This window comes from Rhodoluna sp., from assembly GCF_024639375.1.
Taxonomy (GTDB): Bacteria; Actinomycetota; Actinomycetes; order Actinomycetales; family Microbacteriaceae; genus Rhodoluna.
Genome location: NZ_JAHEIM010000011.1, coordinates 1 through 19,608 on the forward strand (window position 1 = coordinate 1; position 19,608 = coordinate 19,608).

Annotated in this window: 23 protein-coding genes; 13 read left to right on the top strand and 10 right to left on the bottom strand. The window is 52.1% G+C overall.

What is annotated here, in order from left to right:
* The 3 genes from purL to purS form a co-directional block, all read right to left on the bottom strand.
* Positions 1-1,929 (bottom strand): phosphoribosylformylglycinamidine synthase subunit PurL (purL, locus tag Q0L28_RS04555; protein ID WP_296632235.1); only part of this gene is annotated, 1,929 nt, incomplete at its 3' end.
* Entirely contained in the window at positions 1,929-2,624 is a 696-nt protein-coding gene (gene purQ, locus Q0L28_RS04560) for a phosphoribosylformylglycinamidine synthase subunit PurQ (RefSeq protein WP_296632237.1), read from the bottom strand. The genes purL and purQ, both read right to left, overlap by 1 nt.
* Before the next feature lie 11 nt (positions 2,625-2,635).
* A complete protein-coding gene (gene purS / locus Q0L28_RS04565; RefSeq protein ID WP_296632239.1) occupies positions 2,636-2,884 on the bottom strand; it encodes a phosphoribosylformylglycinamidine synthase subunit PurS in 249 nt (82 codons plus the stop codon).
* 89 nt (positions 2,885-2,973) lie between these two features.
* Between purS and Q0L28_RS04570 the strand changes: the two genes are divergently transcribed.
* From Q0L28_RS04570 to Q0L28_RS04585, 4 genes are all read left to right on the top strand, one after another.
* Positions 2,974-3,285, top strand: coding sequence for a type II toxin-antitoxin system Phd/YefM family antitoxin (locus tag Q0L28_RS04570; RefSeq protein WP_296632242.1), 312 nt, complete (start codon positions 2,974-2,976; stop codon positions 3,283-3,285).
* Entirely contained in the window at positions 3,278-3,547 is a 270-nt protein-coding gene (locus tag Q0L28_RS04575) for a type II toxin-antitoxin system RelE/ParE family toxin (RefSeq protein WP_296632250.1), read from the top strand. The genes Q0L28_RS04570 and Q0L28_RS04575 overlap by 8 nt, the downstream gene beginning before the upstream one ends.
* A 95-nt stretch (positions 3,548-3,642) precedes the next feature.
* Entirely contained in the window at positions 3,643-4,170 is a 528-nt protein-coding gene (locus Q0L28_RS04580; RefSeq protein WP_296632251.1) for a hypothetical protein, read from the top strand.
* Between the two features lie 8 nt (positions 4,171-4,178).
* Complete coding sequence (locus Q0L28_RS04585) at positions 4,179-4,886, top strand: hypothetical protein (RefSeq protein WP_296632258.1); 708 nt, start codon at positions 4,179-4,181, stop codon at positions 4,884-4,886.
* Here the strand turns inward: Q0L28_RS04585 and Q0L28_RS04590 are convergent.
* Genes Q0L28_RS04590 through Q0L28_RS04605 form a run of 4 tightly spaced genes read right to left on the bottom strand, consistent with a single transcriptional unit; the run spans position 4,873 to position 8,955 of the window.
* On the bottom strand, positions 4,873-5,448 hold the full coding sequence (locus Q0L28_RS04590) for a TetR/AcrR family transcriptional regulator (RefSeq protein ID WP_296632259.1): 576 nt from the start codon (positions 5,446-5,448) through the stop codon (positions 4,873-4,875). The genes Q0L28_RS04585 and Q0L28_RS04590 overlap by 14 nt on opposite strands.
* 41 nt (positions 5,449-5,489) lie before the next feature.
* Positions 5,490-6,956, bottom strand: coding sequence for a multicopper oxidase family protein (locus Q0L28_RS04595; RefSeq protein WP_296632266.1), 1,467 nt, complete (start codon positions 6,954-6,956; stop codon positions 5,490-5,492).
* A gap of 51 nt (positions 6,957-7,007) precedes the next feature.
* Positions 7,008-8,642 carry an FAD-dependent oxidoreductase gene (locus tag Q0L28_RS04600; protein WP_296632268.1) on the bottom strand — a complete coding sequence of 545 codons (1,635 nt, stop codon included), beginning with the start codon at positions 8,640-8,642 and terminating at the stop codon, positions 7,008-7,010.
* A gap of 55 nt (positions 8,643-8,697) precedes the next feature.
* On the bottom strand, positions 8,698-8,955 hold the full coding sequence (locus Q0L28_RS04605) for a metal-sensitive transcriptional regulator (protein WP_296632271.1): 258 nt from the start codon (positions 8,953-8,955) through the stop codon (positions 8,698-8,700).
* Positions 8,956-9,028: 73 nt separating this feature from the next.
* On the opposite strand from Q0L28_RS04605, the gene Q0L28_RS04610 reads away from it, so the two are divergent.
* From Q0L28_RS04610 to Q0L28_RS04620, 3 genes are all read left to right on the top strand, one after another.
* Positions 9,029-9,400 (top strand): rhodanese-like domain-containing protein, encoded by a 372-nt coding sequence (locus Q0L28_RS04610; RefSeq protein ID WP_296632274.1) that lies wholly within the window; start codon positions 9,029-9,031, stop codon positions 9,398-9,400.
* The gene (locus Q0L28_RS04615) at positions 9,401-9,568 is read left to right on the top strand and encodes a hypothetical protein (RefSeq protein ID WP_296632277.1); all 168 of its coding nucleotides are present in this window, start codon (positions 9,401-9,403) and stop codon (positions 9,566-9,568) included. It begins immediately after the preceding gene.
* Positions 9,569-9,881: 313 nt separating this feature from the next.
* A complete protein-coding gene (locus Q0L28_RS04620) occupies positions 9,882-11,303 on the top strand; it encodes a glyceraldehyde-3-phosphate dehydrogenase (RefSeq protein ID WP_296632278.1) in 1,422 nt (473 codons plus the stop codon).
* Positions 11,304-11,307: 4 nt separating this feature from the next.
* Here the strand turns inward: Q0L28_RS04620 and Q0L28_RS04625 are convergent, their stop codons facing one another.
* Genes Q0L28_RS04625 through Q0L28_RS04635 form a run of 3 tightly spaced genes read right to left on the bottom strand, consistent with a single transcriptional unit; the run spans position 11,308 to position 14,230 of the window.
* Positions 11,308-12,162, bottom strand: coding sequence for a phosphoribosylaminoimidazolesuccinocarboxamide synthase (locus Q0L28_RS04625; RefSeq protein ID WP_296632531.1), 855 nt, complete (start codon positions 12,160-12,162; stop codon positions 11,308-11,310).
* A 5-nt stretch (positions 12,163-12,167) separates the two neighbouring features.
* On the bottom strand, positions 12,168-13,421 hold the full coding sequence (gene purD, locus Q0L28_RS04630) for a phosphoribosylamine--glycine ligase (RefSeq protein ID WP_296632281.1): 1,254 nt from the start codon (positions 13,419-13,421) through the stop codon (positions 12,168-12,170).
* A gap of 47 nt (positions 13,422-13,468) precedes the next feature.
* The gene (locus tag Q0L28_RS04635; protein WP_296632284.1) at positions 13,469-14,230 is read right to left on the bottom strand and encodes a hypothetical protein; all 762 of its coding nucleotides are present in this window, start codon (positions 14,228-14,230) and stop codon (positions 13,469-13,471) included.
* Between the two features lie 78 nt (positions 14,231-14,308).
* On the opposite strand from Q0L28_RS04635, the gene Q0L28_RS04640 reads away from it, so the two are divergent.
* Genes Q0L28_RS04640 through Q0L28_RS04665 form a run of 6 tightly spaced genes read left to right on the top strand, consistent with a single transcriptional unit; the run spans position 14,309 to position 19,605 of the window.
* Positions 14,309-14,872 carry a DUF305 domain-containing protein gene (locus Q0L28_RS04640; protein WP_296632286.1) on the top strand — a complete coding sequence of 188 codons (564 nt, stop codon included), beginning with the start codon at positions 14,309-14,311 and terminating at the stop codon, positions 14,870-14,872.
* Positions 14,873-14,882: 10 nt separating this feature from the next.
* Positions 14,883-15,236 carry a sterol carrier family protein gene (locus Q0L28_RS04645; protein WP_296632291.1) on the top strand — a complete coding sequence of 118 codons (354 nt, stop codon included), beginning with the start codon at positions 14,883-14,885 and terminating at the stop codon, positions 15,234-15,236.
* Positions 15,237-15,244: 8 nt separating this feature from the next.
* Positions 15,245-15,538: a hypothetical protein gene (locus tag Q0L28_RS04650; protein WP_296632293.1), complete on the top strand. Its 294-nt coding sequence runs from the start codon at positions 15,245-15,247 to the stop codon at positions 15,536-15,538.
* Positions 15,538-17,076: an amidophosphoribosyltransferase gene (gene purF, locus Q0L28_RS04655; RefSeq protein WP_296632534.1), complete on the top strand. Its 1,539-nt coding sequence runs from the start codon at positions 15,538-15,540 to the stop codon at positions 17,074-17,076. The genes Q0L28_RS04650 and purF overlap by 1 nt, the downstream gene beginning before the upstream one ends.
* Positions 17,069-18,166 (top strand): phosphoribosylformylglycinamidine cyclo-ligase, encoded by a 1,098-nt coding sequence (gene purM, locus Q0L28_RS04660; protein WP_296632295.1) that lies wholly within the window; start codon positions 17,069-17,071, stop codon positions 18,164-18,166. The genes purF and purM overlap by 8 nt, the downstream gene beginning before the upstream one ends.
* Entirely contained in the window at positions 18,166-19,605 is a 1,440-nt protein-coding gene (locus Q0L28_RS04665) for an MDR family MFS transporter (protein WP_296632298.1), read from the top strand. The genes purM and Q0L28_RS04665 overlap by 1 nt, the downstream gene beginning before the upstream one ends.
* Positions 19,606-19,608 lie beyond the last annotated feature (3 nt).

Genomic DNA, 19,608 nt, shown 5'->3' on the forward strand with positions numbered 1-19,608 from the left:
CTGCTTCTCAAAACCAAGATCAACCACAGGTGGGCGACCGCCAAGGTGACCGTGCACAACCTCAGACCAAACTGAGCCATCTAGCTCGTCTTTGGTGGTGCCAAGAAGGTAGATGTTGTGACCTTCGTCTTGCCAGCCAGAAGGGATTCTTCTTGCAACATCGTCAATCACACCAAGCACACCAACCACTGGGGTTGGGTGAATGGCAACATCGCCAGTTTGGTTATAGAACGAAACGTTGCCACCAGTAACCGGAATGCCAAGTTCCAAACAGCCATCGGCAAGACCTGCAGTTGCCTGCTTGAACTGCCACATCACTTCTGGGTTTTCTGGTGAACCAAAGTTCAAACAGTTGGTGACCGCAACCGGGTTAGCACCGCTAACCGCAACGTTGCGATAAGCCTCGGCAAGTGCAAGACGTGCGCCCTGGTATGGGTCTAGGTAGCAGTAGCGACCATTCGCATCGGTAGCCAACGCAATGCCAAGACCAGATTCTTCACTCACGCGAATCATGCCCGAGTCATCTGGCTGTGCCAGTGCGGTGTTGCCACCAACATAACGGTCGTACTGATCGGTGATGTAGCTCTTGCTTGCCTGGTTTGGCGAAGAAACAATTTGCACCAACTGCGCAGCAAGTTCTGATGCGTTGTCGTTGGCACGCCATAATCCGCGGGAATGAACGCTGTCGTTGTTTAGTGCATCTTGGTATGAAGGGAACGCAACTGGGCGCTCGTATACCGGGCCATCGTGAGCAACTGTGCGAGGCGGCACGTTCACGATTTCTTCGTGACCCCAGTTGATGTAGAGACGATCCTCGGCAATAACTTCACCGATAACCGAGAACTCAACTTCCCACTTGTTAACAATTGCTTCAAACTTTTTGAAGTCTTTCTTTGGCACGATGCCCATCATGCGCTCTTGAGATTCACTCATCAGAATTTCTTCTGGGGTTAGTGACTCGTCGCGCTTTAGAACATCTTGCAACTGCACGCGCATACCAGCGCCACCGTTTGAGGCAAGCTCTGATGTTGCACAGCTAATACCTGCACCACCAAGGTCTTGAATGCCGGCAACAACCTGAGCCGCATAAAGCTCAAGACAGCACTCAATCAAAACCTTCTCGGCAAATGGGTCACCAACCTGAACGGCTGGGCGCTTTGCAGGGCCGGTGCTGTCAAAAGTTTCAGAGGCAAGCACGCTCACGCCGCCAATGCCATCGGCACCAGTGCGCGCACCAAACAGAATCACTAGGTCGCCCGGGTTTGATGCCTTAGCCAGCTTTAGGTCTTCGTGACGAAGTGCACCAACGCTTAGCGCGTTAACCAGTGGGTTGCCCTGGTAGACCTTGTCGAACACTGTCTCGCCGCCGATGTTTGGCAGGCCTAGGCAATTGCCATAAAAGCTGATGCCATCAACCACACCATGCACCACGCGTGCGGTGTCTGGGTTTGAAGGTTCACCAAAACGAAGCTGATCCATCACTGCAATTGGGCGTGCACCCATGGTGAGAATGTCGCGAACGATGCCGCCAACACCGGTTGCTGCACCCTGGAATGGCTCAATGTATGAAGGGTGGTTGTGTGACTCAACCTTGAATGTCACAGCCCAGCCTTCACCAATGTCAACCACACCGGCGTTCTCGCCCATGCCAACCATTAGGTTCTTGTTCATCTCAGGTGTTACCTTTTCGCCAAACTGACGAAGGTAAATCTTTGAAGACTTGTATGAGCAGTGCTCAGACCACATCACCGAATACATTGCAAGCTCGCTTGATGATGGGCGGCGACCAAGAATGTCGCGGATGCTTTGGTACTCATCATCTTTTAGACCAAGTGCTGCATACGGCTGCACTTTATCTGGGGTGGCAAATGCATTGGCAGTTGTGTCAACGCCAGACGGCTCTAGTTGCTTCTTTTTGAAAAGTGCCATTATGCGTTCACCGCTGCCTTCAATACTGATGTGAAAAATTTGAGACCGTCAACACCACTGCGCATTGCCACGGATGTGTCTGGGCCAAAGCCCGGCTCAACCGCGTGCTCTGGGTGAGGCATTAGACCAACCACGTTGCCGCGCTCGTTGCGCAAGCCGGCGATGTCGTGCACTGAACCGTTTGGGTTTACCTCTTTATAGCGGAACGCAATTAGGCCTTCGCCTTCAAGACGCTTCAAAGTTTCTTCGGTGGCAATGTAGCCGCCCTCACCGTTCTTTAGCGGAATGGTGATTTCTTCGTTTAGAGCAAAGTCGTTGGTCCACGCGGTGGTGTTTGACTCGACGATTAGTTTTTGATCGCGGCAAATGAAGTGCTGGTTCTCGTTGCGAATTAGACCGCCAGGCAGCAAGTGGCTTTCAACTAGAACTTGAAAACCGTTGCAAATGCCAAGCACTGGCAAACCGCCGTTGGCTGCTTTGATGATGCTTTCCATTACTGGTGCCTGTGCGGCAATTGCGCCACAACGAAGGTAGTCGCCGTATGAAAAGCCACCAGGAAGAACTACTGCGTCAACCTTGTGAAGGTTGGTGTCTGCGTGCCAAAGTTGCACGGCTTCGCCGCCGGCTAGGCGCACTGCGCGGGCCGCGTCGCGGTCATCAAGGGTGCCAGGAAAGGTGACAACACCAATCTTCATTGCGGTACCCCTTAGTTCTCTGAAGAGATGTTTACAACGTCTTCGATGACGCCGTTTGAAAGAAAGCCTTCGCCAATTTCGCGCGCTTCAGCCAAGTCTTTATCGGTGATTGGGCGGTCGAAGTGAAGTTCAATGCGCTTGCCAATGCGAACCGCGGTGATGTCTTTGTGCCCCTTGCGGTGGAGTGCGTTGTTTACTGACTTGCCGGCAGGGTCTAGAAGTACCTCTTTTGGCATAACTTCAACGATGATTTTTGGCATTTTTGCTCCAATTGAAGGGGGAATTGCCTTTATTTTAGCGGGTGTCGGGGGTTCTCAGCTGACTCTGGACTTTTTGGTCGGGTATGTACATGATTATGTACATGAAGTATTACTCAATGGCCGAGGCCAGGGCGAATTTTGCCAAATTGATTGATTCAGCTGAAGAAACTCACGAGCGCATAGTTATCACCAGAAATGGCGAACCCGCAGCCATCATTCTTGGAATCGATGATTATGAAGACATGCATGATGAACTCGAACTCTATACAAATCCAATTCTCATAAAGCAGATTGAAGACGACATTGCTTATAACGAGGCTCACCCTGAGGAGTCTGTGACTGGCGAAGAAATGCGAAAGATCCTTGACGAGCGATGGGCTCGTGAGGGCAAAAGTGAGTAGGTACATACTCGTTTACAAACCCGCAGCTAAAAGATCTTTAGCCAAGCTACCGCTGAAGGTCGTTGACGCTATCGTAAATTTTTGCGACGGACCTCTTTTAGACAACCCATATCGGGTTGGCAAACCGCTGCGTAATAAATACGCCGGAAGCTACTACGCAAAAAGAGGTTCCTACCGAATCATTTATTTGATAAATGACTACGAGGTAATCGTGACGGTGGCGCGCATCGAACACCGCGCCGATATATATAAACCTGAGTAGAAAAGCGAACAGGGCCCCGGCTGCCCCGGCTGTGCAGGTGATGATTGCTGACACCGTGTCAGTCATCGATTTTTTCTTTTATCTAAATTCACTTTGTGCAAAAACTTTGGATACGCGTTTTGGTCGCCGTAGTCACATTCGGTGCGTTGTTGGGTGGCGGGGTTTCATCTGCGGCAGTTGCTGCAACGGTTGGCAAAACCACAACAGCTAAGGGCCCCACCGGTCAGGTGCTCACCGCCAACATTTCGCGTGGTGTGCTGGCAGCCGGCAAAACCACCACGGTCACCATCACGGGCAGGGGCTACAACACCAAGCTCGGAATTTATGTGACGTTTTGCGTGATTCCCGAAAAGGGCAAGCGCCCAGAGTTGTGTGGCCCGTTTGATATCACCGGAGCCAACAACCAATCGGTTTGGATTTCCTCAAACCCACCGATTTATGCAAAGTTGCTTGTCGTTCCATTTGGCAAGGGCGGCACATTCAAAGTAAAAATGCCAATCGATAAAACCATCGGCGACAACATCGACTGCACAGTTGAACGCTGCGCCATTCTTACTCGCGCCGATCACACCAACTCGGATAACCGAAAAGCCGACGTGATTATCCCCGTCACGTTTAAATAAGGAGAAAAATGAACAACACTCGTATTCGTGCAATTGCACTTGGTGCAGCAGCACTAACTGCTTTGAGCGCAATGGTTGCCGTTGCACCGGCTCAGGCAGCCGACTTTAGCGTGACCGCCGACAAGTCTGTTGGCCTAAATGCAGCTGGCGACACCGTAAACGTAACCTTGAACAACTTGCCTGCAGACACCGGCGTTTATGTGCGCCTTTGTGCGGGCAGTGCCGCGGATGCGTTGAAGGCCCGCCCAACTAGCTGCTTTGGTCAGGGTGCCTGGGCTTCAAATGCCGCAACCTCAATTGCTCAGCACGCTAGCGATGCATCAAAGCCAATTGCACTTGCAGTTCAGGCAAGTTTTGTTTCGGGCACCACCGCAGTTAACTGCTTGACTCAGGCTTGCAGCATTCACATTCGCCGTGATCACCTAAACCCAACTGACTTTTCGCTTGACCGTGTAGTGCCAGTAACCTTTGCTGACCTAACTACTCAGAGTGCAACTGCTGCAGTTGTTGCAAAGAAGTTGGCTGTGACCCTAAACAATGTTGACGGCGAGAAAGTTGTCATCAGCGTGAGCAACAAAAAGTACACCCGCGTTGTGAAGGGTGCCGTTTATGTCGCTAAGTTGCCATTGCCAGCAAACAAGAAGTTGAAGGCCGCAACCGTAGTTGTGGTTGCCGATGGAATCGAGATCTACCGCGAGCTAGTTAGGTTGCGCTAATACTTGCGGTAATACCCGCAATCGCAAATTGTTCGAGGGCGGCGGCTTCTCTGCTGAAGTCGCTGCCTTCATCAATTCGTTTGGCCGAGGCTGCCACTGATGCGTAAATTAAGTGTGCAGTTGCAGTTGTGTCTTGCACGCCCAACTGACCGATTGGGCTGAGCAGCGCCATCATGAAGTGACCGTGCATCGCATTCAACATGCCACGTTTTTCGGCAGGCAATGAATCAATCGAAATTTGTCGAATAATTCTGTGCTCGGCACTTGCCAGGTGAGCCAGCGAATAATGAATCCAAATGCGAATGCGCTCAAGCGGGTCTTCAAGTTTTGCAATGTGCATTTCAATGGCGTTGCTCAAGTCGGCCATCTCATTGATCACAAGTTCGGCGAGCACATCTTCTTTAGAAGCAAAGTATTGATAAATCGCTGGGCGGCTAAGGCCGGTTGCCTTGGCAAGGCCGGCCATCGAAACCGCATCGACTCCTGATGTAGCAATTAGCGACTGCGCTGCAGCAAGAATATCTTCTTGGCGCTTGTCTCTAACAATTTTGGCTGGAGTCATGGAAGTTTAATTTTATCGTCGATTTTGGGCCGGTCGATGGGCTACTTGGCTCGAATAATGCCCATCATGCCGGCGTCTTCGTGATCAAGAATGTGGCAGTGATAAACGGCGTTAGCCGAATGGTTTTCAAATGCAATGCGCACCACCGATGTGCTGAGCGGCGGAACAATCACAACGTCTTGCCACTGGGCATCGGCAATAGCATCGCCGCCAACGCTCAACAGCTGCATCGGCCACACGTGCAGGTGAAACGGGTGGCTCATGTTGCTGGTGTTGGTGATGGTCCACTCTTCAATGGTGTTCATAGCCACCGTGGTGTTTACCTTGGTCATGTCGAATGCCTCGCCATTAATGGTGAAGCCGGTCATGGCGTGGTTCGTTGAGCCCATGCCATTCATGCCACCCATCATCGAGCCCATTGCTGGCATTTCAAGGCTGAAGTTGCGCTTGGCAATTACTGCTTTACCTCGGATGTCGCGAGGCTTAGTGCCTACCGGCAAGGCGGCCAAGTCGCTGGCGGCCGGCCCGGCATCCGAGGCTGAATCGCTTGGGGTGAATTTTGCAATCACTTGATTGGTGATTGGTGTGGTTGACATCATTGCGTCTGGATGCGCGATTGAGTCAAACATCAGCTGCACTTCTTGCGAGCTCATGGTGGCAACAATGTCGGCGCGGTTGCCCGGTGCAAGCACAAGGCTTTGGAAGTCTTTGGCGTTTTGGTAGCGACCTGAATCCATGCCCAGCAATTGCAGAGTTGCGCCGCTAACGTGCAGATTTACAAATCTTGAAGTGCAGGCGTTCACAATGCGCCAGCGCTCGCGGCCATTCGTAAGGGAATTAAAAGTTGGAATGTTGTGGCCATTGACCAGAACCAACGAACCTTCGCGGCCCATCATTTTTGACATCATGTCTGGCGTCGCAATTTGGCCTGCGTTGTCGAATGCGATGTCAGAAATGACCAGCACTCGTTCAAAGGTGTTTTCAATTAATTCTTTGTCGTCGATCACAATTGCGCCATAGAGACCGGCGAATACTTGGTCGGCAGCAAAGCCGTGGTGGTGAGGGTGGTACCAAAAAGTACCACTCGGATGATCGGCAGCAATTTGGTATTTGTAGGTGAAGCTCTCGCCGTCTTTTATTTCGAGCATCACATTGTCGCTGTTGCCCTCGGGTGAAACGTGAAAACCGTGCGTGTGCAAGTTGGTAGTTTCACCAAGTTGGTTTTTGAAATTCACGGTAATTTCATCGCCGGGTTGCACATGCCAGGTTGGGCCAGGCAAGGTGCCGTTATAAGTTTTGGCATGAACCGTTTGACCAGCAAGTTCAACGTCAGTTTTTTGTGCGACTAAATCAACTACTAATTTGCCATTCTTGCTGCGCAAAATGTTGGGTTCAAGTGGTGCAACGGTAACCTGTGCGACTGGGGATAACAAACCGCAAGCGGCCAATGCAACCGTGCCTGCAGCAGCGCCTGCGCCAAAGAGAACTGTTCTGCGTGAAATAGTCATGCTCGCATCTTAACTTTCTAGGCTGGGCGTTGACTGGGCTCCGACTAAAACTTACTTTGCGAGTGCCGCTTCGCCGGCGGCCCAAGTTAGGTATCCGCCGCTCAGGTTCTTAACGTTTGCGCCGTGAGCTTTCAAAATCTGAGTGGCGATGTGACCACGCTGACCCACCTGGCAATACACCACAACATCTTCCATTTGCACTTCTGCAAGGCGGTCACGCAGTTCATCCACAGGAATATTGATTGTGCCTGGGATGTTGGCGAAGCCGTGCTCGCCACCCGAACGAACGTCGATAACCTGAGCGCCATTTGCGCGAGCGGCCTCGAGTTCGTGCCACTGCAATGTTGGTGTTGTGCCATTGAAGACATTGTTGCCAACGTAGCCGGCGATGTTGATTGCGTCTTTGGCCGAGCCGAATTGCGGTGCATAAGCAAGCTCGAGATCCATTAGGTCGTCGATGGTTAAGCCGCCCATCATTGCGGTGGCAATGACATCGAGGCGCTTGTCAACGCCGTCTTCACCATAGGCCTGGGCGCCAAGTAGTTTGCCGGTTGCTGGGTCGAAGAGCACCTTCATGCTTAGGCGCTTTGAGCCAGGGTAGTAGCCGGCGTGATTGTTTGGGTGAATGTGAATCACCTGGTGCTTGATGCCAGCCTTGGTTGCAGCGCGCTCACTCAAGCCTGTGATGCCAGTTGCTAGGCCGAAGGCGCCGATGATTACCGTGCCCACAGCGTTGCGCGCCTTGGTGTTGCGGCCTGCAATTACATCGGCAACCAAGCGGCCATGACGGTTTGCCAAGTTTGCCAACGGAATCAAAGTTTGGTTGCCAGTAAGTTCGCCATGTTTTTCAACGGCATCGCCAGCGGCAAAAATATCTGGGTCACTGGTGCCTTGTTGGTCATCGACCCACAGGCCGCCGGTCTCACCAATCTTGAGGCCTGCGTCACGTGCAAGTGTGTTGTCTGGGTCAACACCAGCAGCAGTGAATACCAACCCGGCATCAATCTTGCGGCCATCGGCTAACACAACATGGGTATCGGTAATTTGTTTTGGTTGTGCATTGAGTTCGATTACTACGCCGTGCTTTTGCAAGCGTGCGTGCAACGGTTGAATCATCTCTGGGTCAAATTGCCCCAGGATGCTGTTGCTGCGTTGAATGATGGTCACTGGAATATCTAGGTGACGAATATTTTCTGCAAGTTCGATGCCGATGAAACCTGCACCAATGATTGCAACCGATTTATTTTCAAGATTTTGCAATGCCGCTTTCACGGCGTCTGCATCGGTGACATTGCGCAGCCACATTGCTCGCTCGATGCCAGGCACGTCAAGTTTGCGTGGTCTTGCACCGGTAGAAATGATCAGTTTGTCGTAGTTATCGGTGTGTGTTGTGCCGGTCTGCAAGTTTTTAACCTCAATAGTTTTTTCGGCGCGGTTGATTTTGGTAACCATCAACTGCACGTGTGCTTTGATGCGAAAGCGACTGAAGAGTGCAGCCGGAGTTTGCAGCAGCAGGTTGTCTCGACGCGAGATTACATCGCTCACAAAATAAGGCAGGCCACAGTTGGCATAGCTAACGTGCTCGCTCATTTCATATACGGTGATTTCGGCGTGCTCGTCTAGTCGACGCAAACGCGCTGCTGCAGACATACCGCCGGCAACGCCACCAATGATTACAACCTTCAAGGTCACTCCTTTATATGTAGCTACGAAAACTCTAGGTGTTTGCTTTAGGCCAAGATTAGGCCAGCGACATAAATGCTTTTTCAAGGGCCACGCGTTCTGCGTCACCCTCTGGGTTATGGGCACAGGCGCGCATGCCGGTTGAAATGATGGTGAAACCAGCGCGGGTAAGTGCTGTGGATGCCGCCGACAGCTGGTTAAGCAATTCGGTGCATTCGCGACCTTCGTCGAGCATCTTTACTATGCCGCCAATTTGGCCCTGCACACGCACTAGGCGATCGCGGGCTGCTTTCAGTTCGGCTGGTTCAAGTTGCATTTTTTTGCTCCTGGGTAGTTGCGCTTTTGGTATTTCTTACTATACCCTAGGGGGTATACGAAGGGAAGTGCGAATGTCACGTTTCATCAAAGTTCTGGCAGCGGGTTTGATCGCTCTGTTTGCCATTGGTTCGCTAAGCGCCTGTGCCGCTTCGCAGCCTATGGATATGTCTTCGGTTGCTGCGGTTATCGATGTGCGCACTCCAGCTGAGTGGGCCACCGGCCACCTCGACGGTGCCATCAACATCGATGTGCAGGGTGCTGATTTTGCATCCGCGGTGGATGCTCTTGATCACACCGCCAACTATGTGGTCTATTGCCACTCAGGCAACCGTGCGGGTCAAGCAATCGAACTTATGAAGGGTGCGGGTTTCACCGGCACTCTCACCAACGGCGGTGGCGTGGTTGATGCTGCCCAACTAACCAACATGAAAGTAGTGCAATAAATGTGTTCTCGCGTCACCTGCCGCAAGTGCGGCAAAGCAACTTGGTCTGGCTGCGGTCAGCACGTTAACGAAGTAATGCGCGGCATTCCAAAGTCACAGCAGTGTCAGGGTCACGCCAACGACCCTAAAAGTCCAAGTTTCTTTGCTCGACTATTTGGCAAGAAGTAATCGAAATTTTCTAATCCTCAACAACTCATCGAAGGGAAAAAACTATGTGTTCACCAGCTCTATGCAGCAACTGCGGCAAAGTTACTTGGACCGGCTGTGGCGGTCACATCGAAGAAGCGCTTGAGGGTGTTCCTCAAGAGCAGCTTTGCACCTGCAACCAGTAATTGTTCTTTTGAATGCCCCGGATAACCTCCGGGGTTTTCTCATTCATTGAAAATTCTTTTCACTGTCAGCGCTTACAAGCCTTGGCGTTTGTTAACCTTGTTGGGTATGCCCAATGTGGGGCCCTAACTTTCAATGACGAAAGCTGGTTATGCAAAACTTTGCGCTTAATGGCCCCGAATGGGCCGCTTCTCTAAACACCGCCGAATCGCTTGTGCCGATTATTGGCCGCCTATACCGATCGAATGGAATTCTGCTTTCGGTGCATGGCCGACCGCTGATCAATCGCACGGCAATCGACCTTCTGAAGGCGATGAGATTTGCCCGGCACCGTGATGGTGAAACCCTCGATATCAACCGAGTTGCCGAATTGGTTCGAACCATCGACTCACTGCAGCTGCCATCTGCCGAGATCAACGTGGCTGCAATGTTGGCAAAGCAGGCTGCTTCGGGCAAGAGCATCGAAGCATTTGCATCCGAGGAATTGAACGCGATTGAACCAAGCGATGACAGTGCGCGCGATGTTGTGCTTTATGGCTTTGGTCGCATTGGCCGCCAGGTGGCCCGAATTTTGTTGGCACAAGATGCCGGCAACCGTGGCCTAAAGGTGCGTGCAATTGTGGTGCGCAACGGTGGCAAAGATGATTTGGCCAAGCGGGCAAGTTTGCTTCGCCGCGATTCTGTGCACGGTATGTTTGACGGCATTATTACCGTGGATGCCGATTCGAATTCCATCATTGCGAATGGGAACCAGATCAAAGTTATTTACTCAAATGACCCGAGCACTGTTGATTATGAAGCGCACGGAATTCACAACGCATTGGTGATTGACAACACCGGCAAGTGGCGCGATGAAGCTGGGTTGACTCAACACCTCAGCAGCAAAGGCGCTGCCAAGGTTCTGCTGACTGCACCAGGCAAAGGCAGTTTGCCAAATGTTGTTTTCGGCATCAATCAAAATGACTTTGATGCAACTACCAAAATTGTTTCGGCTGCGTCTTGCACAACTAACGCCGTGGTGCCGGTGCTAAAGGTTTTGAACGATGCATTTGGAGTTAAGCATGGCCACGTTGAAACCGTGCACTCATTTACCAATGACCAAAATTTGATTGACAACTTTCACAGTGGTGACCGCCGAGGTCGCTCTGCGGTGTTGAACATGGTGATTACAGAAACCGGTGCAGCGCAAGCTGCAGCCAAGGCACTGCCTGCACTTGCTGGCAAATTAACGGGTAGCTCGATTCGCGTGCCAACCCCGGATGTGTCGATGGCAATTTTGAACTTGAACTTTGACAAAGAGGTTTCGATCGAGTCATTGAACAAAGTTTTGCGTGATGCAGCGCTAGACCCAGTTACCCGCGATCAAATTGATTACATTGAATCGCCAGAAGTTGTGTCGACCGATTTGGTTGGTTCAACACATGCTGGTGTGGTTGACAGTCTTGCTACCCAGGGCGGCGGCAACAACGGTGTTGTTTACGTTTGGTACGACAATGAAAACGGTTATTCAAACCAAGTTGTACGCATTGCACAAAAGATGATGCTGGTTGAGCGCCCGGTTTATCCGAGGTAAAAAACTAGGCCACTTCTTGAGTTAGGCGCTCAACCAACTCGGCATACTTTGCTGCAGTCTGAGCAACAATCTCAGTAGGTAGTACTGGTGGTGTGCCCTCTTGGTTCCAGTTATCGGCCAACCAGTTGCGCACAATCTGCTTGTCAAAACTGTCTTTGCGCTCGCCGCGCTCCCAGGCAGCTTTGCTCCAGAAGCGTGACGAGTCTGGGGTTAGCACTTCGTCGCCAAGGGTGATGAGGTTGGTTTCTGGGTCGATGCCAAATTCAAACTTGGTATCGGCAAGAATCAAACCCGCGTGCTCGGCAAGATCGCTGGCGCGGTTAAAAACATGCAGGCTCAGATCGCGCAATTGCTCGGCGTGCTTCTGACCAATTAGTTCAACAACCCGCTCGAAGGTGATGTTTTCATCGTGTTCGCCCATCGGCGCTTTATAAGCCGGGGTGAAAATTGGCTCAGGCAGCTTGGCACCAAAGTGCAAACCTGCAGGCAACTTGATTCCGCATATCTCGCCGGTCTCCTGGTATTCCTTCCAGCCAGAACCGCTGATGTATCCGCGAACCACACATTCAACTGGGAACATCTCAAGTTTTTTGGCAATGGTTGCACGGCCGGCAACTACGGCTGGCACTTCAACCTCGTGCGAAATGTGATTAGGCACATCAAGGCGATCGAACCACCAGTTGGTAAGTGTGGTTAGGTGCTTGCCCTTGTTTGTGATTGCTGGTTCAAGCACGTGATCGAATGCACTCACGCGGTCTGATGCAACAACCAAAATTAGGTGCGCATACTTTGGGTTTACCGATTCATAAAGATCGCGAACCTTGCCACTATAAACGCGGTTCCAGCCGTCGATTTCGATTGCCACTACTCGGCAACCTTTGCAGCGATGTCTTTGCGGTAGTGCGAACCCTTGAGGTGAATCTTTTCAAGAGCTTCGTATGCGTGCTTGCGTGCGTGAGCAAATGTGCGGTTAGTTGCAACTACTGAAAGCACACGACCACCGGTTGAAACTAATTCACCATCTTGTTCTGCGGTTGCTGCGTGACACACTTCGATGTGCGCATCAGCTTCGGCATCTTTCAATCCGTGGATTGGTCGATTCGGTGCACCTGAATCTGGGTAGCCCTCACTAGCGAGAACAACGGTGATGGCAACATCCTTAGAGAATTCTGGAAGTGCTGAAGTTTCAAGGTGGCCGGTTGCTGCCTTGTAAAGCAAGCCACTCAAGCTGGTGATTAGGCGACGCAACACCACCTGAGTTTCTGGGTCACCGAAGCGTGCGTTGAATTCGATTACGCGCACACCGCGCTCGGTAAGAATCAATCCGCAGTAAAGCAAGCCAACGAATGGTGCACCGAGGCGATCCATTTCTTGAATCACTGGCATTGCAATTGTGGTTTCGACTTCTTCCACAAAGTTTGCTGGCAACCAAGGCAGTGGCGAATAGGCTCCCATGCCACCGGTGTTTGGGCCCTTGTCGTGATCGAAGGCGCGCTTGAAATCTTGTGCTGGGGTAAGTGCAACAACACCCTTGCCATCGCTCAAGAAGAACAGGCTTACCTCTGGGCCGTCTAGGAATTCTTCAACCAAGATGCCCATGTCGATGAACTTCTCGGCGTGTGCAAGTGCGGCGGCGCGGTCGTCGGTGACGATTACACCTTTGCCGGCAGCCAGGCCATCGGCCTTCACTACATATGGGGCGCCGAAGTCATCCAAAGCGTTGGCAACTTCTTCGAGGGTTGAACATTCGTGGGCACGGCCGGTTGGCACACCGGCGGCAGACATAACTTCTTTAGCGAAACTCTTTGAGCCCTCAAGCTGGGCTGCTTTTTGTGAAGGGCCGAACACTGCAATGCCCTGGGCGCGAAGTGCGTCGCTAACGCCGGCGATTAGTGGGGCCTCTGGGCCGATGATGGCTAGTTCAACCTTGTGCTGCAGTGCAAAGTTGGTGACTTCGAGTGGGTTGTTTGGGTCGAGGCCTGGCTCGCAGTGAACTTCTTGAGCAATGCCAGCGTTGCCCGGGGCAACGGTGATGTCGGCGGCAGGTGTGCCGGTGCGAATCAGTGCTTTAACAATGGCGTGCTCGCGGGCGCCCTGGCCCAAAAGAAGTATCTTCACCTGCTCAATGTTACCGGTGGCAAATCAGGGTGATTTAGCGCTCGAGATTAGGCCTTGAGCCGGTCTTTCTTGCTGACACTTAGGTAAATAACTGCGCCGAGGATTGCCGCCAAAAATATGTAGCTGGTATTGGTTGGGCCAAGACCCAAACCACCGCTCTTGTGGCTTTGTGAAAGCAGGTCGCCGATAGATGCACCAAGCGGGCGGGTAAGAATGTAGGCAATCCAAAACGCGGTGATTTCACCGACTAGACCACGCTTCCAAAGCAACGCCACCACGGCAATTGCGCCGCCATAAACCAGCGCCGAGACACCGTATCCGAGGCCAACCGCTTCGGCCAACCAGTCGCCAGTTGCAGTGCCAAGTGCGAAGGTGAACAAGATTGCCAACCAATAGAAGGCTTCGCGTTTTTTGGTGACGATGCTCTTCATCGCCAGGGTTCGTGCACCGCGGAACCAAATTGCGAATGTAATTGCCAGCAGCGCAGCGAATACCACGCTAGAAATCCAAAGTGCAACACCCAGACCGTCGGTGAGGTTGTCTGTGATGAGTGTGCCGGCCACGCTAATGAGCACGATTGCCAACCAGTAGACCACCGGAATGTATCGCTTCACAGCGAACTGGACGATTAGTGCAGCCACAAGTGCGGTACCCATCACAAGGGAGGTGCCGCTTAGGCCGAAGCCCAATTTTTCATTTAGAAAGTCTGCGAAGGTTTCACCAACGGTGGTGGCAAGAATTTTGATGATCCAGAAAAATGCTGTGACGGCTGGAACTTTGACCAGCAAAGTTTTTGTCGATGAAGTCATAGGCGCAAGTAAATGCCTGCTTGCTGAGAGGTGGCTGTGAATGAACCGCACAGTGTGCTCGACAGTTAAGATTTAGGAATGCGAATTTCTAAGAGTGTTTTAGCTGCCACCACTGGGTTAGTGGCAATTTCAATTGCACTAACTGGGTGTGCCACAGAATCAACACCTGCGCCAATGGCAAGTCATGACATGGGCAGCATGGGGCAAAACGTTAAGGTTGCCGACAACGTGATGTTTGCGCAGATGATGATTCCTCACCACATGCAGGCCATCACTATGAGTGCTTATGCAAAAGACAACGCCAAGAACGCAGATGTTCTTAAGTTGGCCGAGCAGATTTACACCGAGCAGGCCGCCGAGATTGAAACCATGAAGGGCTGGTTGGGCGATGCAACGGTGCCAACCAACGCAATGTCTAACGGAATGCTCAGCGACACCGAGATGAAGGCATTGTCAGCAGCCAAGGGTGCTGACTTTGACAAACTATTTTTGGCTGGAATGAAGTCGCACCACGAAGGTGCACTAACCATGGCCGCAGCTTTTCAAAAGACCACCGACCCTGAGTTGAAGAAGCTGGTCACAAGCGTGCTTCAGGTGCAGACCATCGAAATCGCGATGATCAAACTGATTCAAAACAAGTAATCGCTCAACTATGGCTCGTCGCAGAATTTCAACCTCGGATGGCTGGGCTGCCGTAACCGCCGTTGAAGCGGGCGACCCTGCGCAGCTGGCATCCGCAGTTAGATTTTTGCTTGAAGAGTTGGCCGCAGTAGCCCCGGGCAATTCGGTTGAAGTGCGAGTGCCGCCGTTTGGTGCCACGCAGTGCATTGAGGGCCCGCGCCACACTCGCGGCACCCCGCCCAACACAGTAGAGATGTCACCCGAGGTTTGGTTTGCTGTGGCAACCGGCAAGTTGGCCTGGGCCGATGCCGTGGCGGGCGCGCAGATTTCGGCCTCGGGCGTGAGAGCCGATTTGGGGCAAGTGTTGCCCCTGGCTCGTAGTTGAATAGACCTATGGCTGAATCGAAGAAACCAAAGACCACAATCAAGACTGAGGATGTTCGCATCCGCCGTTCACCGAAGTATTTGCAGTTTTTGCTTACCGGTGGCGTGGTTGGTTTTGTGTTGGCGTTGATCGTTGGCTTTTCTATTCCTGAAGAGCAGCGCACCGCAGAGCCAATCATCACCTATTTGATTGCCTATTTTGCTGGTGGTGGCGCGGCTTTGGCTTTGACCCTTGGCGTGGTGCTGGACCGAATTTTTCTGGCTCGGGCCAAGACCGCCAAGGCAACTAAACTAGAGGCGTGATGCGCGGTGACGGCCTGCTGAATTTCGATTCAGGGGTAGACGGAGACAAGAATCCACAAGACCAATGTGGAGTCTTCGGCGTATGGGCACCAGGCGAAGAAGTTGCCAAGCTCACCTTCTTTGGTCTTTATTCTTTGCAACACCGCGGTCAAGAGTCTGCTGGCATCGCCACCTCTGACGGCAAGAAAATCCTCGTATACAAAGACATGGGATTGGTCTCTCAGGTTTTCTCAGAGAGCGCCCTTGAATCTTTGATTGGCCACATTGCAGTTGGTCACAACCGCTACTCAACCACCGGTGCCTCACACTGGCGCAATGCGCAACCAACCTTGGGCCGCACCTCGGCCGGCACCGTGGCATTGGCCCACAACGGTAACCTAACCAACACCGCAGATTTGCTTGACCTGTTGCAGTCGCGCTACCCAGACCAGGGCACCAACGAAATCACCGGCGGCAACACCACCGACACTGCAGTGCTAACCGCATTGATGGCCGGCGACCTAGACCACTCACTTGAAGCCACCGCTCTTGAACTTTTACCAAAGGTCAAGGGCGCTTTTTGTTTGGTCTTCATGGATGAAACCACACTTTATGCAGCGCGTGACCCACAGGGTGTGCGCCCACTTGTGCTTGGACGTTTGGAGCGCGGTTGGGTGGTTGCATCAGAAACCGCTGCACTCGACATTGTTGGTGCAAGTTTCGTGCGCGAGGTTGAACCCGGCGAGCTAATTGCAATTGACGAAAACGGTTTGCGTTCAACTCGCTTTGCCGAAGTTAAGCGCGCCGGTTGCGTTTTTGAATATGTTTACCTGGCTCGCCCAGACACATCTATTAATGGCAAGAACGTTTATGACGCTCGAGTTGAAATGGGTCGTCAGTTGGCGCGCGAATATCCGGTGGATGCAGACCTAGTTATTCCAACACCAGAATCTGGCACACCAGCCGCAATTGGTTTCTCACAAGAGTCGGGAATTCCATTTGGTCACGGCCTAGTGAAAAACGCATATGTTGGCCGCACCTTTATTCAGCCTTCACAAACAATTCGCCAGCGCGGTATTCGTTTGAAGTTGAACCCGCTCAAAGAAGTTATTGCCGGAAAGCGCATCATCGTGATTGATGACTCAATTGTTCGCGGCAACACTCAGCGTGCGTTGGTGCAAATGTTGCGTGAAGCAGGCGCTGCAGAAATTCACGTGCGAATTTCTTCGCCACCGATCACCTGGCCATGTTTTTATGGCATCGACTTTGCAACTCGCGCCGAACTAATTGCCACTGGTCTTGCAGTTGAAGATGTGCGCACCTCAATTGGCGCAGACTCACTTGGTTATTTGACTAAGGATGGCATGATCGCCGCAACCGGCCAGCAAGAGCGTGAACTTTGCACCGCTTGCTTCACCGGCAGTTACCCAATTGAATTGCCAACCGCAGATCGTCTTGGCAAGAACTTGCTTGAGCGCGACGATGCAGCTTGCAACCCTGGCCCAGACAGCGAAACCGACGAACTTGTTCGTCAGCAACAGGAGACCCTGAATGACTAATGCCTATGCCGCCTCTGGCGTAGACACCGAAGCCGGTGACCTAGCTGTTGAACTAATGAAGAAGGCCGTGGGCGCAACCCACAACGAGCTTGTGCTTGGCGGCCTCGGTGGTTTCGCCGGCATGATGGATGTCAGTTTCTTGAAGTCTTATGACCACCCGCTGATGGCAACATCCACAGATGGTGTTGGCACCAAGGTTGCCATTGCACAGGCAATCGACAAGCACGACACCATTGGCCAAGACCTAGTTGGCATGGTTGTTGACGACATCGTTGTGGTTGGCGCAAAGAGTTTGTTTATGACCGACTACATCGCCTGCGGCAAGGTTGTGCCAACTCGCATTGCCGACATCGTGCGCGGCATTGCCGAAGCTTGTGCTCACGTTGGTGTTGCACTAGTTGGTGGCGAAACCGCAGAGCACCCAGGCTTGCTTGGCCCAGATGACTACGACGTTGCAGGTGCAGCAGTTGGTGTGGTTGAAAAAGATCGTTTGCTTGGCCCACAAAATGTTTTGGTTGGTGACGTTGTGCTTGGCATGCAGTCATCTGGTTTGCACTCAAACGGTTACTCATTGGTGCGCAAGATTGTTGCTGATAGCAAGCTTGATTACACCAAGAGTGTCGCTGAATTTGATTCTCGCTCGTTGGGTGAAGTTTTGCTTGAGCCAACCGCGCTTTACACCGGCGTGCTAAACACTTTGCTTGAAGGCGAACTGGGTGCAGCGGTGCACGCAATGAGTCACATCACCGGTGGTGGCATTGCAGCTAACTTGGCTCGTGTTTTGCCGCAGGGTGTTTCACTCGATGTTGACCGTTCAACTTGGTCGCCTCAGGATGTATTCAAGGTGCTTGCTGGTTGGGGCGGCTTCTCACTGCAGAGTGTTGAATCAACTTGGAACCTTGGCTTGGGTCAGGCAGTTGTTGTAGCTGCAGACCGTGCCGACGAAGTTGCAGTTCGTTTGAATTCACTCGGAATAAATACCTGGCAACTTGGTGTTGTCGATAAAGCAGTCGGAGATCTTTCTGGCTACGTGCAAGGTGCAAAAGGCGTTGACGGCGGAGCCGTGCGTTTAGTTGGAGACTATAAATAGTGAGCAAAGCGTCGAAATTATCGGCTGAAAGCGTATTGATAATTTCGATTCTGCTGATCAGCACGTTCGTTGTATTTCTAAACGAAACTCTTCTTGGTGTGGCACTGCCAGTAATCATGCAAGACATGAACATCACCGCTTCGGTTGGTCAGTGGTTGAACACCGCGTTTATGTTGACCATGGCAATCGTGATTCCAACCACCGGATATTTGCAGCAGCGCTTTTCAACCCGCGCACTTTATATGGCGGCGATGCTGGCGTTTGTAGTCGGCACCTTGCTTGGTGCGTTTTCGCCTAGCTTTGAGATTCTTTTGTTGGGCCGCATTGTTCAAGCCTCTGGTTCGGCCATTATGTTTCCACTTTTGATGACCACCATCATGGATCTAGTGCCAGAGCAATCCCGTGGGCGCATCATGGGCAATATCGGCATTGTGATGTCGGTTGCGCCGGCAATGGGGCCAGCTGTTTCTGGCTTGATTTTGCATTCACTTAACTGGCGCGCGTTGTTTTGGGTAATGCTGCCAATCGGATTGGTGACCGCGGTTATTGGTTCACTCAAACTGAAGGCTTCGCACACGCCTAACAAGGCATCCATCGACATTCTTTCGGTGGCGCTATCGGGCTTGGCCTTTGGTGGCTTGGTTTATGGCCTCAGCTCATTTGGCGAAGCAGCTCGCACCAACGTTGCCGTTTCACCTTGGGTTTGGTTCGCACTCGGCCTGGTGTTCTTGGGGCTCTTTGTGCGCCGCCAAATCAAGCTGGCACCCGGCGGTCACGCGCTTTTGAACCTAGGCACCTTTAGATCGGCCAACTTTAGAGTGGGCCTAACTCTGATGCTGGTTGCCATGTTGGTGATGTTTGGTTTCGGAATTCTGTTGCCGCTGTTCATTCAAGACGGCCTTGGCATGGATGCACTTGCCACCGGATTGATTCTTTTGCCTGGTGGTTTGGCCATGGGTTTGCTTAGCCCGGTTATCGGCGGCCTCTATGACAAATTTGGTGCGCGCAAACTTTTGATTCCGGCTTCGATTTTTGTTGGTGTGGTTTTGGCCTACATGACTACCTTCAACGGCGACACAACTTTCTGGACTCTGCTGTTGACCTACATGGCATTCATGATTGGCATCGGCTTCTTCTTCACTCCGCTGTTCTCATTGACCATGGGTTCGGTTGAGCCACAGCTTTACCCACACGCGAGTGCAACCGTTGGCACACTGCAGCAGGTTGGTGGCGCTGCCGGCACAGCAATCTTCATCACCGTGTTCACCATCGCTGGTGCTCAGGTGAAGTCAGATGCTGCGCTTGCAGTGACTACCGGTTCGCAACAAGCGTTCTTGCTTGGCGCAATCATTTGGATAGCAACTTTGGTGTTGGCCCTACTAATCAAAGAACCAGTAAAGACCGAGCAGCCTGCGGGCGATTCGGTTGCTTCGCACTAGCAA